The sequence below is a fragment of the Pseudomonas sp. 008 genome, assembly GCF_016861935.1.
Taxonomy (GTDB): Bacteria; Pseudomonadota; Gammaproteobacteria; order Pseudomonadales; family Pseudomonadaceae; genus Aquipseudomonas.
Window position 1 is genome coordinate 41,748 of sequence record NZ_BOMA01000003.1, and the last position, 13,619, is coordinate 55,366.

At 59.1% G+C, this 13,619-nt stretch carries 14 protein-coding genes; 4 read left to right on the top strand and 10 right to left on the bottom strand.

Annotated elements, in window-relative coordinates:
- The first annotated feature begins 2 nt into the window (after positions 1-2).
- Positions 3-275 carry a DUF2790 domain-containing protein gene (locus JUI81_RS07430; RefSeq protein WP_204124019.1) on the top strand — a complete coding sequence of 91 codons (273 nt, stop codon included), beginning with the start codon at positions 3-5 and terminating at the stop codon, positions 273-275.
- A gap of 52 nt (positions 276-327) precedes the next feature.
- On the opposite strand, the gene JUI81_RS07435 is transcribed toward JUI81_RS07430, so the two are convergent.
- The 5 genes from JUI81_RS07435 to JUI81_RS07455 all read right to left on the bottom strand — a co-directional run bounded on the left by JUI81_RS07435 (position 328) and on the right by JUI81_RS07455 (position 6,442).
- Positions 328-1,272, bottom strand: a complete 945-nt coding sequence (locus JUI81_RS07435) for a LysR family transcriptional regulator (RefSeq protein ID WP_064621302.1) — start codon at positions 1,270-1,272, stop codon at positions 328-330.
- A gap of 66 nt (positions 1,273-1,338) precedes the next feature.
- Positions 1,339-2,289, bottom strand: coding sequence for an aldo/keto reductase (locus tag JUI81_RS07440; RefSeq protein ID WP_138867833.1), 951 nt, complete (start codon positions 2,287-2,289; stop codon positions 1,339-1,341).
- Between the two features lie 31 nt (positions 2,290-2,320).
- Complete coding sequence (locus JUI81_RS07445) at positions 2,321-3,811, bottom strand: efflux transporter outer membrane subunit (RefSeq protein ID WP_204124020.1); 1,491 nt, start codon at positions 3,809-3,811, stop codon at positions 2,321-2,323.
- A 19-nt stretch (positions 3,812-3,830) separates the two neighbouring features.
- On the bottom strand, positions 3,831-5,315 hold the full coding sequence (locus JUI81_RS07450; protein ID WP_204124021.1) for a DHA2 family efflux MFS transporter permease subunit: 1,485 nt from the start codon (positions 5,313-5,315) through the stop codon (positions 3,831-3,833).
- A complete protein-coding gene (locus JUI81_RS07455) occupies positions 5,315-6,442 on the bottom strand; it encodes an HlyD family secretion protein (protein WP_019580238.1) in 1,128 nt (375 codons plus the stop codon). The genes JUI81_RS07450 and JUI81_RS07455 overlap by 1 nt, the downstream gene beginning before the upstream one ends.
- Positions 6,443-6,702: 260 nt before the next feature.
- On the opposite strand from JUI81_RS07455, the gene JUI81_RS07460 reads away from it, so the two are divergent.
- Both JUI81_RS07460 and mug read left to right on the top strand, forming a co-directional pair.
- Positions 6,703-7,329, top strand: coding sequence for a TetR/AcrR family transcriptional regulator (locus JUI81_RS07460; RefSeq protein WP_019580237.1), 627 nt, complete (start codon positions 6,703-6,705; stop codon positions 7,327-7,329).
- Positions 7,330-7,337: 8 nt separating this feature from the next.
- Positions 7,338-7,877: a G/U mismatch-specific DNA glycosylase gene (gene mug, locus JUI81_RS07465; RefSeq protein ID WP_081625743.1), complete on the top strand. Its 540-nt coding sequence runs from the start codon at positions 7,338-7,340 to the stop codon at positions 7,875-7,877.
- Here mug and JUI81_RS07470 read toward each other — a convergent pair.
- Both JUI81_RS07470 and JUI81_RS07475 read right to left on the bottom strand, forming a co-directional pair.
- Positions 7,789-8,820, bottom strand: coding sequence for a helix-turn-helix domain-containing GNAT family N-acetyltransferase (locus JUI81_RS07470; RefSeq protein ID WP_019580236.1), 1,032 nt, complete (start codon positions 8,818-8,820; stop codon positions 7,789-7,791). The genes mug and JUI81_RS07470 overlap by 89 nt on opposite strands.
- A 47-nt stretch (positions 8,821-8,867) precedes the next feature.
- Positions 8,868-9,773 (bottom strand): LysR family transcriptional regulator, encoded by a 906-nt coding sequence (locus JUI81_RS07475; RefSeq protein WP_204124022.1) that lies wholly within the window; start codon positions 9,771-9,773, stop codon positions 8,868-8,870.
- Between the two features lie 108 nt (positions 9,774-9,881).
- On the opposite strand from JUI81_RS07475, the gene JUI81_RS07480 reads away from it, so the two are divergent.
- On the top strand, positions 9,882-11,147 hold the full coding sequence (locus JUI81_RS07480; RefSeq protein ID WP_204124023.1) for an SGNH/GDSL hydrolase family protein: 1,266 nt from the start codon (positions 9,882-9,884) through the stop codon (positions 11,145-11,147).
- Between the two features lie 39 nt (positions 11,148-11,186).
- Here JUI81_RS07480 and JUI81_RS07485 read toward each other — a convergent pair whose 3' ends face one another.
- From JUI81_RS07485 to JUI81_RS07495, 3 genes are read right to left on the bottom strand one after another with little or no spacing between them, the layout of a single operon-like run.
- A complete protein-coding gene (locus tag JUI81_RS07485) occupies positions 11,187-12,035 on the bottom strand; it encodes a sugar phosphate isomerase/epimerase (RefSeq protein ID WP_204124024.1) in 849 nt (282 codons plus the stop codon).
- A gap of 1 nt (position 12,036) precedes the next feature.
- Entirely contained in the window at positions 12,037-13,278 is a 1,242-nt protein-coding gene (locus JUI81_RS07490; protein WP_204124025.1) for an NAD(P)/FAD-dependent oxidoreductase, read from the bottom strand.
- An 18-nt stretch (positions 13,279-13,296) separates the two neighbouring features.
- Entirely contained in the window at positions 13,297-13,617 is a 321-nt protein-coding gene (locus tag JUI81_RS07495; protein ID WP_096479981.1) for a MocE family 2Fe-2S type ferredoxin, read from the bottom strand.
- Positions 13,618-13,619: the final 2 nt, after the last annotated feature.

Sequence of the window (13,619 nt, forward strand, 5' to 3'; positions counted from 1 at the left end):
TAATGAAAACTTTAAAAATTGCGGTTCTTCTGGCACTTGCCGGTATAGGCGCACACGCCATTGCAGACGATGGCCATTCAACTAACGCGACCAGTAAAACACCTGTTGAGATCTACACGTACGAAACGAAGCTCGACATTAAGAAAGTCATTTACCTCTCAGAGATTCCGGACGAGTGCAAACCGGTTCCGGTGCAAATGACCTATGAAGACTCCCACGATCAACGGCATGTCATGCAATATCAAGTGATGGGCACTGGATGTTCAAACGGTTGAGTACCGTGCGGACGATGGAGGGTCGACACTCCATGCCTGTGGTGCAACCCACTCAATAACTGATATTTTTTCCCGAACCTACGATTTTTTCATCGGATGCCAACATGCCCGGGATGTGATGTTTAAGAAACTCGACCCAAGTCTTTGTCTTCGCATCCACGAATTTTCGTGATGGGTAGATTGCAAATAGATTCAACTCTTCAAGCCGATACTCCGGCAGCACGCGCACTAACGTGCCGGCCCTGAGACCATTGACCGCAGAAGCAATCGGCTGAATACCGATGCCCATCCCGTTTGTTATCGCAACGGTCATTCCATCAGCCGTATTGATATGAAAAGGAGACAATGGGACGTTGATTGACTCCACGCCTTCAGGCCCCTCAAATGCCCAGTGTTCAACCGGCATTACCGTATTAACAATCCTCAAACAATCATGTGTACCAAGAGAACCCGGAGAGTCCGGGATTCCGCGTTTCTTCAGATAAGCAGGCGAAGCGCAGAGAATGCTGTAAGTGATGCCAAGCCGCTGAGCGACAAACCCTGAATCGGGCAGATCCCGCGCTAAAACAATCGACATGTCATACCCTTCCTCAAGCAAGTCAGGTAGCCGATTGGTCAGCGTCAAATCAAACATGACCGAGGGATGAGTCTCTCTGTATTTGGCAATGGTATCGATCACATAGTGATTACCGATGGCTGACATGGCATGAATTTTCAGCCTGCCCACGGGCCGGGTGTGAGCGCTCCCGGCTTCCTCATCGGCTTCACGTACCTCGTCAAGAATCCTCTCGCATCGTTGCAAATAGCGCGCACCGGCTTCGGTCAGCGCCAGGCGTCGGGTGGTGCGGTTAATCAGACGGGTTTGAAGCCTGGTCTCGAGGCTGGAAACGGCTTTGGAGACGTTGGTTGTCGTGGTGTCCAATAGCTCGGCTGCCGCGGTAAAACTGCCGCTCTGGGCAACAGCCATGAAAAACCGCATGGTTTGGAAAACGTCCATCGTTTTCACCTCAAGGCCGTGGATAACAGGGGCGGCCTTACAGCAGGCCGCCCTCCTCTTCACGTGTCACTTTTTCCGTGGAATAAATCCAGGCACACCGGTTTCCACGACCGAGTTGAATCGTACCCTGGTCGTAATATCTTCCTTGATCTCAAGCATCGCCCTATGCGGCAGGGTGGAAATATCCAGGTTTTCCTTGATATGACTAGGTGTAGCGGACGTGGTCAAAAAAGCAACGCCCCGTTGTACAGACCAGGCCAATGCCACTTGAGCCGGAGTCTTCTGCAAGCGCTTGGCGATCCCTGTAATCACCGAGTCTTCCAACACTTTCGGCTCCATGCCATGGCCCAGTGGCGCGAACGCCAGGAGGACGATTCCATGCTGTTTGCAGAACTCAAGCAGTTCCCATTCCGGCAGATAAGGGTGGGACTCGACCTGCACCACGGCAGGTTTGATCCGGGCCACTGCCACAATCTCTTTTAACGCTTCCAACGTGATATCAGACAAGCCGATGGACTTGCAGCGGCCTTCATCCACCAGGCGTTCGAGTGCTCTCCAGGTCTCGATCAGTGTCACGCCGGAGTCGTAGATGACGCGACCCTGTTCGTCTCTCGGGTCCTGATTCTCACCGGGTTGAAAGGCAAACGGCGTATGGATCAGGTAGCAGTCGATAGAGTCCACTTGGAGGCGGCGGCAGCTGGCCTCGAAGGCAGGTTTGACTCGCTCGGGACGATGGTTGGTGTTCCACAGTTTAGTGGTAATGAACACGTCCTCCCGGCGGATCTTGCCCGCCTCCAGCATCTCTTTTATCGCAGCGCCGACACTCTCCTCATTGCGATAGCGCTCTGCACAATCGAAATGGCGAAAGCCCGCTTCCAAGGCGTCCTTGACCGCTTGTGTGGTGACGCTGAGATCACTGAACAGCGTGCCAAACCCAACGGCCGGCATTTCACCTGAGCCGTGGTTCAGCGCAAACCGGGTATCGCGAAGTGCATCGTGAAAAGCTTCGTAAGACATCTCTTGACTCCAATGTTCGGGGCCGTAGCCGTTATTGATACGAAGGGTTATGTGCTTCGCGACTGGCAATCCGTTGCTCAAACGCGCCCACGGAATTACCGCCGAGGGCTACATACAGCTGCACCGTGTCGAGATACTGCGCGGTCTTCACCCGAATTTGCCCCAGCAACGCTTGCTCATAGGCACGTTCCGCTTCCAGCACCTGGAGAATGCTGTTCTCGCCTTGCGCGTAGGCTTGCTGGTTCAACCGAAAACTGGTTTCTGCAGCGCGCAACGCGTCTTCCTGCGCCAGGTTTTGCTCGGCGTCATGGTTGATCGCCTGCAACGAGTCCGCGACCTGGCCGAACGACTGAATGACCGTCTGCTGATAACCGGCGAGCGTCGCCTTGTAGCCGTCGACGGCAGCCTGACGTTCAGCCTTGAGCGTTCCGCCGTCGAAGATCGGCCCCGCCAACCCTGCAGCCAAACCCCAGAGCGCGGCACCGCCATTGCCGGAAACGGCCTGTACCAACGAGGCGGACAGCGTTACATGGGGATAGAGGTTCGCAGTCGCGACACCGACTGCCGCGCTGGCCATGTGCAGCTCGGCCTCTGCTTGCAGGACGTCCGGTCGGCCGTGGGCCATTTCCGAAGGCACGCTCACCGGCACGTTGGCCGGCAATACGAACTCGGCAAAATCGAAGTCCGGCGCGATCCAGTCGCCGGGGCCTTTGCCCGTGAGAATCGACAGCGCATGGCGCGCGGCATCACGCTGCTGAGCGAGGGGCGGCAACAGTGTGCGGTCCTGGGCGAGCCGGGTCTCAGCCAGCGAAACGTCGATCTGCGTGGTGACGCCGCTGGCATGTGCCCTGCGCACCAAGTCGAGGTTCTTGGCGTCATTGGCGAGCAGCTTTTCGACGGCTGCCATCTGCGCATTGGCAGACGCCACCAACAATGCCTGGCTGGCGACATTCCCCGTCAGGGTCAGGTACGCCGCTTCGTATCGATGCTTCTGAAGATCGGTAAACGCTTGCTGCTGCTCGACCCGCCGCTTGTTACCGCCGAACGCATCAAGGTCAAAACCGACCCGCGGCCCGATCGCGTAGAAATTGGAGATCGAAGGCTCTTTTGCGTTGTGTACCCGCTGACGCCCCGCCTGGGCGCCAAAATCGACCTGCGGATAAAGCGCCCCCTCCGCCGCCGCGACGGACGACGCCGCTTGCCGGATCGTTGCATCCGCCGCCACGAGCTCAAGATTGCCCTCGATGGCGCGACGCACAACCTGGTCGAGCTTCGGCGAATGGAAGGCCGTCCACCAGTCACCGCTGACCTTTTGGCCAAGGTTGATGTGTTGCCCGCCAGGCTGGTTGCCGCCCTGGCCGAGACGCTGCTCGGCCTGTTGGTCGTAATGCTGCGACAGGCTCGGTGGCTGCATTTGATAGTCGGGGCCGACGGTGCAGGCTGTCAGGAACGCAAGAACCGACACCGCACCGAACGTGGTGTTGAACGTTTGTCTGTTGATGAAGCGCGCATTGGATTTCATTGGGCAAACTCCACGAAAACTAGTTGGTCGGAACGGGCTTGCGAAGAAAGACAACCAGTGGACTGACCACCAGCATCGCCACCATCAACAGCTTGAATTGGTCGATCACCGCGATGAAAGCCGCCTGGCCGGTGATCATTTCGTTGAGCCCCGCCAGTGCTTGCAGGGACATCGGCGCGGCATGCGCAGCGGCGCGATAAGGCGTCAGATGGCTGACCAGTGCCAGGTGCATCGCTTGCGTATTGTTGAAGAAGAAAATCTGCACGATCGCAACGCCGAGGGTGCTCCCGTAAACACGCGACAGATTGAAAAAACCGGTGCCTTCAGGGCGTAACTTGGGATCGAGCGTGCTGAACGCGATCTTGGTGAGCGACGGCATCAAGATGCCGATGCCAATCCCCTGGATCGCCCCGGCAATCGCCACCGGCGACCAGTCCATCAACGGCGAATAACCGAGCATCAGCCAGTTGGCGTAAATCACCACGGCCACGCCAATCGCCACGAACAACCGACGGTCGAAACGCTCGGGAACACGGCCCATCAGCAGGAAAGCCCCTACCAGCCCCACACCACGCGGTATCGTCAGCGAACCTGTCGTATCAGGCGGATAGCCGAGGATCTCGTCCAGCATCGGCGACGTCAGTGCCATGGTCGACAACAGCACGAAACCCACGGCGAAAAAGATAATCGTCGACAGTACGAAGTTGCGGTCCTTGAACAGACGCTTGTTGAGGAAATGCACCTTCTTGCTCAACAGATGCACGGCGAACAGATACAGCCCCAACGCGCAGCCCGCCGCCTCCAGCCAGATTTCGGTCGAGGCAAACCAGTCCAGGCGTTCGCCGCGGTCGACCAACATTTGCAGGCTGATCAACGCCAGCGTGAAGCTGCCGAAGCCGAAGAAATCGAACGACGGACGTTGCTCGGCCTTCTTCTCGGCAAGCAAAAGCGCCATCACCAGGAAGATGAATGCCGACAACGGAAGGCTGATGTAGAAGATCGGGCGCCAGCCAAAATGCTCGCTGACCCAACCACCGATGCTCGGGCCGCTGACGATGCCCAAGAGCACGATTGCCGTCCACGTCGCGCCAAATTTCGCACGCTTCTCCAGAGGCAACGTCTCCATTGAAATCGCCATCGACAGCGGCGCCAGCACGCCACTCGCCAAGCCTTGAATAATTCGCGCACCGACGAACTCCAGCGGAGTCGTCGCAACTGTGGCGAGCAGCAAGCCAAGAACGAAGAAGGCTAACGCGGCCTGATAAACCCGCTTCAAGCCATAACGCCCGGCCAGCCACTGCGCAACCGGCATGGTGATGGCGCTCGCCGCGAGGTATGAGGTGAATACCCAGCCTGCCTGGTCGTCAGTCATCGACAGACTGCCTTGGATAAACCTGAGTACCGCATTCGGCAACGGCAGGTTCGCCGACTGCATATAGGTCGCGAGCAGCGCGGCGAACCTCAATGTTCCCGCACCTTGAGGTCTGGCAAGGTTGGCGTTCATCAGAAGTTACCTGCGGTCAACAGCGCCTTGAGCGGATGCCACCATGGCGTGTGATACCCGGTATCGACCTTGACCGTGGCGCTGGTGCCCGAAAAAAGCGGAAACGCAGGGTCGGCCTCGTCGAGTTCAAGGCGCACCGGTACCCGCTGGACAACCTTGACCCAGTTGCCGGTCGCATTTTCAGGCGGCAGCAAGGCGAAGTCCGATCCGGCACCGGGGCTCATGCTGGTCACGTGGGCTTTGAAAACGTGATCGGGATAGGTATCGATGCTGATGGTTGCTTCCTGGCCTGGACGCATGTGGGTCACCTGCGTTTCGCGGAAGTTGGCCTCGACCCAAATCTGCCGATCGGACAGCAGCGCAAAGGCCGGCGCACCGTTGCTGACGTAGTTGCCTACCTGCAGATCGTCGACCTTGGCCACGATGCCATCGTCCGGCGCATATACCGTCGTATATGAGAGGTAGAGCTGCGCCTCATCCAGCTGCGCCCTCGCCTCACGAACCGTCGGGTGGTTATCGGCTTCGATGTCCGGATTACCGTTCAACGCGACAACCGTGCTGGCGATCTGTTGCTCGATCGACGCGATGCGTTGCCGGGCCACTTTAAGGTCGGTGTCGGCGCGCTCGTAAATCGCCCGCGAGACAAACTCGGTAGCGACCAGCGCTTTTTTGCGGGCAAACTCGCGCTGATCGAAATCGGCCGACTCTTTGGCCGATTGCAGTTCAGCCTGCTGCTGGCGGTAACCGGCCTTGAGCCCATCGATGCGCAGCCGCGCCACGCTCAGCTGCGCTTGCGCACGGTCAACCGCGATCTGAAACGGTTTCGGGTCGATCCGAAACAGCATCTGGCCTTTGTGAACCGGTTGGTTGTCCTCGACGGCGATTTCGACGACTTGTCCGGAAATACGCGCGTTGATCGACGCCTTCGCCACTCGGGCGTAGGCGTTATCGGTCGAAATGAACGCCTCGCCTGCTTGATAGCGGGCATAGCCCAGCGCTGCGAAGAGCACCGGCAAACCCACGATCAGCAATGGCCGCAATTTCTGCTTGAACGGTTTTTTGATGGGCGCGTCAGGCCTTGCGTGCTCGAAGGTCTGCGTAGCCGGGATGTCGAACTGTTTAGTCATGATCGAATACACCTTTAACCGGGAAATCGGGCCAGCACCTGCGAGAATCGCCTGCGGCCCTGATGGCAAAAATTGCTGTGAGAAAGCAAACCCGTGCACGGTCAGGGAGGATCGCTCCGCCGCACCGGTTTCGTCGCCGCAACACCCAGTTCGAGCTCAGCTACAACAAACCTGACGTTCAGGAACTTCTGGTTCCTTAATTTTGTGCGATGGTGTAAGAATATAGAGCAGCTCATCCCCACACAAGGATTTTGTACGACATGGCACAAAAAAAGATTACAGAGGGCAAAGGCCGAGGCCGCCCCCGCGCATATGACCCGCAGACAGCGCTGCAACAGGCACTTGGGGTTTTTTGGAGCACCGGATATTCCGGCGCTTCCCTGGACAGCATCGCCACCGCGGCCGGCATGAATCGCCCAAGCCTTTATGCGGCATTCGGTGACAAGCACGCGCTCTACATCAAGGCGCTCGAGCAGTATTGGGAGTCTGCCTCCGCTGCCATGCAGGAGGCGCTTACGGACAAAGACCTGACCTTGGAGCAGGCGCTAATGGGCTTCTATGAGGGGCAGTTGTCGATCTACTTCTCGGGCGAGGGGCAACCGCGTGGCTGCTTTGCGATCGGCACGGCGACGACCGAAGCCGTCGAGGATTCTGCAATACGAGAGGTTCTTGCGGACCGGCTCAGCCGGCTCGATGCCGATCTGGAAACACGTCTGCGCGCGGCAGTCAGCGCCGGTGAGTTGAAAGACGATGTCGACCCAGCCGCCCTCGCCGTACTCGCGTCATCCCTGTTGCATAGCATTTCGATACGGGCGCGGGCGGGCAAATCCCGCGCGGAATTGACGGAGCTTGCCCGCAATGCGGTCAACGTGATTTGCGGTGTGTGAGGTGTAGGGTGAGTGAAGGACTCGAAGACATTCTCACCGAACGGCTTGCGGTGATTTTTTGCGGCATTAATCCGGGCGTGACTGCCGCCGCCCTGGGCCATCATTTTGCGGGTCGAGGCAATCGCTTCTGGCGCACACTCCATCTAGCCGGTTTTACGCCTACAGAGGTGCACCCGGAAAACGACCGGACGATCTTGCAATATCAATGTGGATTAACCGCAGTGGTTGAACGGCCTACAGCGCGAGCGGATCAGCTGTCCGTGCATGAGTTCACCGCTGCCGCCGCGGATTTTGAACAAAAGATCGCACACTATGCGCCACGCTTTGTGGCGTTTCTCGGCAAAGCTGCGTACAGCGCGTTGTCCGGTCAACGGGAAATTGCGTGGGGGCTTCAGTCAAAGACTTTTGGTGATGCCTCGGTCTGGGTCCTGCCCAATCCCAGCGGGCGAAATCGCGCATTCACGCAAGCTCAATTGGTGGATGCGTATCGCCAACTCCATTTAGCGGCCCAGCAACCGGGCCAGGTCGGACAAAACACTGTTCGATAACCGTTGCGCCCCACTGCTGGCCCTCCTGCTCCTGTTCCAACTTGAAGCCAAAGTCTTCATACAGTTTGCGAGCCACATCCAGGCCTTTGAACGTCCACAACCGCGTCGCGCAAAAGCCCTGTTCGTCACAGAATTTCATGGCTTCAGCCAGCAAGCGTTTGCCTGCGCCCTTGCCTCGCGCCGAGTCATCCAGAATGAAACAGCGCAGAATCGCTTCGCCGCCCTCGCCTTCACCGTCGATCGCGATGGAACCGACAATTCGCTCGCCATCCAGAGCCACCCAGACTTCGTTGCGTGGATTGTGCAAACGCCCCATCAACTCCGCCATGTCCGATGCAACCAGGCTTTCGAACGGCTGGCCGAAATTCGAATGCCTTGCGTAGTAGTCAGCATGCATTTGCACCATGCGGCCGATGATTCCGGGCCGATAGCCCCGAGCGATATCCAGCTGCGCGGGGGGCTGCGGCGCTGTACCGAGTCGATGGGCTTGCAGGGCGCTGGCATAGTTGGCGATGCCCTCACTCACCGCCTGTTGTTGCTCATTCGTCAGATAAACCAAGGCAGCGTCCACCTGTTGCCTGGCGAACGAATCAATGGCTCGCAGGGTTTTCTTGCCCCGCACCGTGAGTCGCAGCTTCTTGGAGCGCGCATCCTCCTCGTGTGGAATTTCTTCGATCTCACCGGCCTCAATGAGCTTGCGCACCATCCGGCTCACGGTGGATTTTTCCAGGCCGAGGAGCTCCACAAGCTCTCCCGCCGTCAGCGAACCCCGATCCCCAATCTCCACGATCGTGTGAACAAACGAAGGCGAATAGTCCGTCGCCGCCAGCGTGGCTTGCATGAACCCCAACTCGCGCACCATGAGGCGCGACGCTGAACGGACTTGGTTGATCAGGTCTGACTGGGCATGGGTCACGGCAAGCACCTCGAACAAAATGTGCATTTAGTTGTATAGCACAACCAAATACTCGTCAAATCAAGGGTGCTCCGTCAAGGCAAGAAACCAGGCAACTGCCCTACCCGTTCGGCCAGATACTGCATCAATAAACGCGTGCGCAGCGGGCGGTAGCGGCGTTCGGGATAGATCAGAAAAGCGTCGTTCGGTGGGCCGCTCCAGTCGGGCAGCACCCGGACCAACTGCCCGCTTTCAAGCAGGTCGCTGACCAGCCAGGCCGGCGTGATACACAGCCCCGCGCCCTGCAGAAGACCGTCGCGAATGGCCAATGAACTGTTGGTTCGATAGCGCCCCTGAGTCGTGACACTGACCTGCTCACCATGGGGGCCGTTGAGCTCCAGACGGTCGCCCGCGGTCAACCACGCAAAACGCAGGAAGTTGTGTTCGCTCAGGTCTGCCGGGCTTTTCAATGGGGAATGGTTGCGCAGGTACTCCGGTGCAGCCACCAGATAGCGCGGTGAAGTCGCTATGCGTCGGGCGACGGCGTTCGGTGGCAGGCTGCCCCCCAGGCGCAGGGCCAGGTCGACGTTTTCCTCAGTGAGGTCGACGAAACGATCATTGAGGATCAGTTCAACTTCAATAGCCGGGTACTGCTCCATGAACGACAACAGCAACGCATTCAACCGCAACACACCGAGGCTGACCGGAACGTTGACGCGCAGAAAACCTTCGGGGCGTTCGGTCAGACCACGCACATCCGCAACGGCCTCGCCGTACTCTTCCAGCACGCCTTTGGCACGCTCGTAGAAACGCTTTCCCTGTTCGGTAGGCGTCAACCCGGTAGTGCCACGAATCAGCAGGCGGGCTCCCAATTGCTTTTCCAGGGCCGCGACCAGTTTGCTGACGGTGGGCTGAGTGCTGCCTAACTCACGCGCGGCAGATGACAGGCTTCCGAGCTCAATGGCGCGGACAAAACAGTGCATCGCTTTAAGACTGTCCATAGGCATTCGATTCTGGAATGGGCTGTATGCAGTTCCCCCTTCTACCACACGTATTTTGAATAGACCAATCTGGCCTTCTTGATCCATTACCCTCAAGGAGACACCTGAATGAAAGCCCTTCACTCAAGAATACCGTTGCCTCTCGCCTTGACCGCCCTGCTTGCCGCGAGCCCTGTCATGGCGGCGGAAAATTGGGTCACCACCTGGATGGCTAGCCCTCAACCCACCTGGGGCAACGAACTGCCACTGCCCACGCGAATTCCTGAAGCGCTGACCGACAGCACCCTTCACCAGAGAGTGCGCATCAGCAGCGGCGGAAGCCGGGTACGGGTGGTGATTTCCAACGAGTATGGCAAGCAACCGCTGGTCATCGGTGCCGCGCGTATCGCCTTCGTTGAGGGCGTCGATCAGATTCGCGCAGGCTCCGGGCACAGCCTGAAGTTCAACGATCAGGAACAGGTCACCCTCGCAGCGGGTGAAACGCGGATCAGTGATCCGATAGATCTGGCAGTGCCGGCACTCAGTGAGCTTGCGATTTCTCTTTATCTGCCGCAGCACACGCCGTTGACGACGTTCCATTGGGATGGCAAACAAACCGCGTTTATCACCCCTGGCAAACACATCGACGCTCAGCGACTGGAAGGCAGCGAGCGGGTGGAGGCGCGGCTGTTTCTCAGCGACATCCTGGTGGATGCACCGGCCGACGCCCGTGCCCTGGTGGTGCTCGGCGACTCGATTACCGATGGCAATGGCTCGACCCTGGACAGCAATCGACGCTGGCCGGACTTCCTCGCTCAACGCTTGGCCGCGCAGAGCCTCGCGGTGCTCAACGCCGGGATATCCGGGGCTCGCCTGCTCGAAGATGGCATGGGTGTCAGCGCACTGGCGCGTTTCAAGCGCGATGTGCTGGGCAAGCCCGGAGTAAAAACGGTGATTGTGATGCTCGGCATCAATGACATCAGTTGGCCGGGCTCCTCCTTCGCTCCGAACGAACGCCTGCCAGCCAAGGAACAGTTGATTGCGGGCTATCGGCAACTGATCGATCAAGCGCGCCTGAACAACATTCGCATCATTGGAACAACCCTGATGCCGGTCGAAGGCGCCCTGGACGGAACGATCGTGAAGAATTATCACAGCGCCGAGAAAGAACAACTGCGCCAGGTCATTAATGACTGGATACGGACCAGCCACGCATTCGATGCCGTGATCGACTTTGATTTCATGACCCGCGACCCTGAACACCCAAGTCGCTTACTGCCGACTATCGACTCCGGCGACCACTTGCATCCCGGCGATGCCGGCAACAAGGCGATGGCCGAGGATATCGACTTGAAAACGCTTATGCTGCGCCGGCGACCTCAACCCGGCGGATGATCCGCAAAATATAGTGCCCCTGATATGCCGCTGCCTCAATCAGAGGCCATCGCGAGGTCGCCCCCGGCAGTCACTCCAAACCTGACGCATCAACTCCTTAAGCATCAACGCCTCGGCCCAGCGATCAGTGATGTCGCGTCCGTCAGCCCCGGTGATGGCATAGGGTGGCGGGCCGAGTTCACAGGTGAAGGACAGGCTGGTGGGCGTGTCCGGTCGGGCCAGCCAGTCCTCGATCCCATAGCGCCACCAGCCCAGGAAACGCTCCAGCCAGGGTCGATGCTGGGCGAAACTCAAAGGCACCTGGACCTGTTCGCTGTTGGCGACACGGCCGTGAAACCCCCAACTATTGCGCAGGATGGTCTGGATCTGTTCGTCGTCCTCGGCCGTAGCCGGTTCTGGCAGTTCGCGGCCCACGACATAGTGGGACAAGTCGGCCAACAGTTTGAGATCGGGCATTTGCGCGAGAATGTCGAGGGTGAACAACAGGTCACTGGTGAGGCGATAACGGTGGGTTTCCAGCAGGATCGGAAAGTCCACCTGCTCGGACAGTCGCTGCCACCCCTCGATCAACTGGATGGCTTGCGCCAGCGTGTGCGGCCGGACGTCGGCTTGCAGCGTGAGATGGTGGCAGCCGTAGCGGGACGCGACGTCGATCGCTGCCGCCAGATCATCCACGGTGCGGGGGAACACCTGACCTTCGATTTGCAGGCCCTGCGCCTTGGCGGCGGCATGCAAGCGTGCGGCATGGTTCGCCACCCAGAAATGGTCAGTGATTCCGTCGAAACCGGCGGCGGCGATTTTCTCCAGTTGCGCTTCCAGCGCAAGCTCGCATTGGCCACGGTGATCTTGCATGGCCCAAAGGGACTGGAAGACCAGGAATTCGCGCATGTCAGTTCCTCAGCAGTTGTTTGAGCGATACCTCGGCGTCGGCCAGGGCCTCTACCGAGAGGGAGTTATGCGAAGCGATCAGTCGTTCGCATAACTTGATGTCCTTGGCGATGCTATTGCCCTGGCCCCAGCCGCAAGCGCCTTGCAGACGTTGTTCGGCATCGAGGTAGAACAACAGGAAACCGCCACCCGGGGTTGTCCGGCTCGCCGTGGGTTCTGTGTTTGCGATTACACCCACGGTCTGCAATCCCCAGTCGTATTGATCGGACCAGAAACCGGGAATGACCTCGAAGGGTAGCTCGCCGCCCAATAGATTCAGGGCGGCGTGACGGCCCTGGTTCTCGGCGTTGCGCCAGGTTTCCTGTCGCTGGAAAGCCCCTTGCGGGTGCAGCCGGAATTCACAGACATCCCCCGCCGCAAAGATGTCCGGCGCGCTGGTGCGCAGTTGCGCATCGACACGGATGCCCTGACCGACCTCAAGCCCGGCGGCCAAGGCCAATTCGGTGTTGGGTTGCATGCCGATGCCCACCACCACCAGGTCACAGGGCAGCAGTTGGCCGTCGACCAGTTGCACGGATTCAACATGAGTAGTGCCCTGCGCTGCCTCAATGGCCACGTTCAACCGCACGTCCACGCCCTGGCTGCGATGCAGTTCCAACAGAACGCTGGACAACCGTTCCGGCAACACCCGCCCCGCCAGGCGCGGTCCCGCTTCGAGCAAGGTCACCGTGCAGCCCAAGGCTCGGGCGGTCGCCGCAACTTCGAGGCCGATGAAGCCGCCACCGATGATCACCAGCCGAGTGTTGGGCTGCAACGAAGCGCGCAGGGCCAACGCCTCGTCATGGGTGCGTAGATAAAGCACATTGCGCAGATGCTCGGGCACCGAAGCGAGTCTGCGCGAACGCCCTCCCGTCGCCAGCAACAATCGGGTGTAATGCAGCCAGCTGCCGTCGGCCAATTGCAGACGATGCCGTTGCGGGTCCAGGCCTTTTACCGGGTTGCCGGCCAGGTGTTCGATGTCCAGTTCAGCGAGCCGAGCGCTATCGCACAGGCTGTAACCCGCCAGATCGACCGTGCCTTGCAGCAACCCTTTGGACAGCGGCGGACGTTCATAGGGCGGGTGAAACTCGTCACCTATCAGGATCAGGCGACCGCTATAACCTTCGTCGCGCAGGGTCAGGGCCGCGCGACCACCGGCATGCCCGGCGCCGACGATGACCAGTGGAGCATTGGCAAGACTCATGGCACAGACTCCATGCAGTTAAACCGTGATGGCCAGCAGGACACGCCCCGCCTCGACCCGGACCTCATAGGTCTTGAGGTTGACGCACACCGGTGCGCCGAGGGCTTTGCCGGAGCGGTAGTCGAAACGCCCGTTGTGCTTGGGGCACTCGATGACGTGCTCCATCACCAGGCCATCGGCCAGGTGAATGGACTCGTGGGTACACTGGCCCGCGGTGGCGAAAAACTCGCTGTCGGCGGAGCGGTAGATGGCATAGGTGTGTTGGCCATGGTCAAAACGGATGACATCTTCATCATCGATATCGCCCACGGCACATACATCGATCCATTGATCGGTCATGG

Bases quoted from the DNA above. Each gene is read 5' to 3' on its own strand.
- JUI81_RS07470 (WP_019580236.1), bottom strand. From the start codon at position 8,820: ATGCACATTTTGTTCGAGGTGCTTGCCGTGACCCATGCCCAGTCAGAC.
- JUI81_RS07475 (WP_204124022.1), bottom strand. From the start codon at position 9,773: ATGGACAGTCTTAAAGCGATGCACTGTTTTGTCCGCGCCATTGAGCTC.
- JUI81_RS07440 (WP_138867833.1), bottom strand. From the start codon at position 2,289: ATGTCTTACGAAGCTTTTCACGATGCACTTCGCGATACCCGGTTTGCG.
- JUI81_RS07455 (WP_019580238.1), bottom strand. From the start codon at position 6,442: ATGACTAAACAGTTCGACATCCCGGCTACGCAGACCTTCGAGCACGCA.
- JUI81_RS07490 (WP_204124025.1), bottom strand. From the start codon at position 13,278: ATGAGTCTTGCCAATGCTCCACTGGTCATCGTCGGCGCCGGGCATGCC.
- JUI81_RS07445 (WP_204124020.1), bottom strand. From the start codon at position 3,811: ATGAAATCCAATGCGCGCTTCATCAACAGACAAACGTTCAACACCACG.
- JUI81_RS07450 (WP_204124021.1), bottom strand. From the start codon at position 5,315: ATGAACGCCAACCTTGCCAGACCTCAAGGTGCGGGAACATTGAGGTTC.
- JUI81_RS07485 (WP_204124024.1), bottom strand. From the start codon at position 12,035: ATGCGCGAATTCCTGGTCTTCCAGTCCCTTTGGGCCATGCAAGATCAC.
- JUI81_RS07480 (WP_204124023.1), top strand. From the start codon at position 9,882: ATGAAAGCCCTTCACTCAAGAATACCGTTGCCTCTCGCCTTGACCGCC.
- JUI81_RS07430 (WP_204124019.1), top strand. From the start codon at position 3: ATGAAAACTTTAAAAATTGCGGTTCTTCTGGCACTTGCCGGTATAGGC.
- JUI81_RS07435 (WP_064621302.1), bottom strand. From the start codon at position 1,272: ATGGACGTTTTCCAAACCATGCGGTTTTTCATGGCTGTTGCCCAGAGC.
- JUI81_RS07460 (WP_019580237.1), top strand. From the start codon at position 6,703: ATGGCACAAAAAAAGATTACAGAGGGCAAAGGCCGAGGCCGCCCCCGC.
- JUI81_RS07495 (WP_096479981.1), bottom strand. From the start codon at position 13,617: ATGACCGATCAATGGATCGATGTATGTGCCGTGGGCGATATCGATGAT.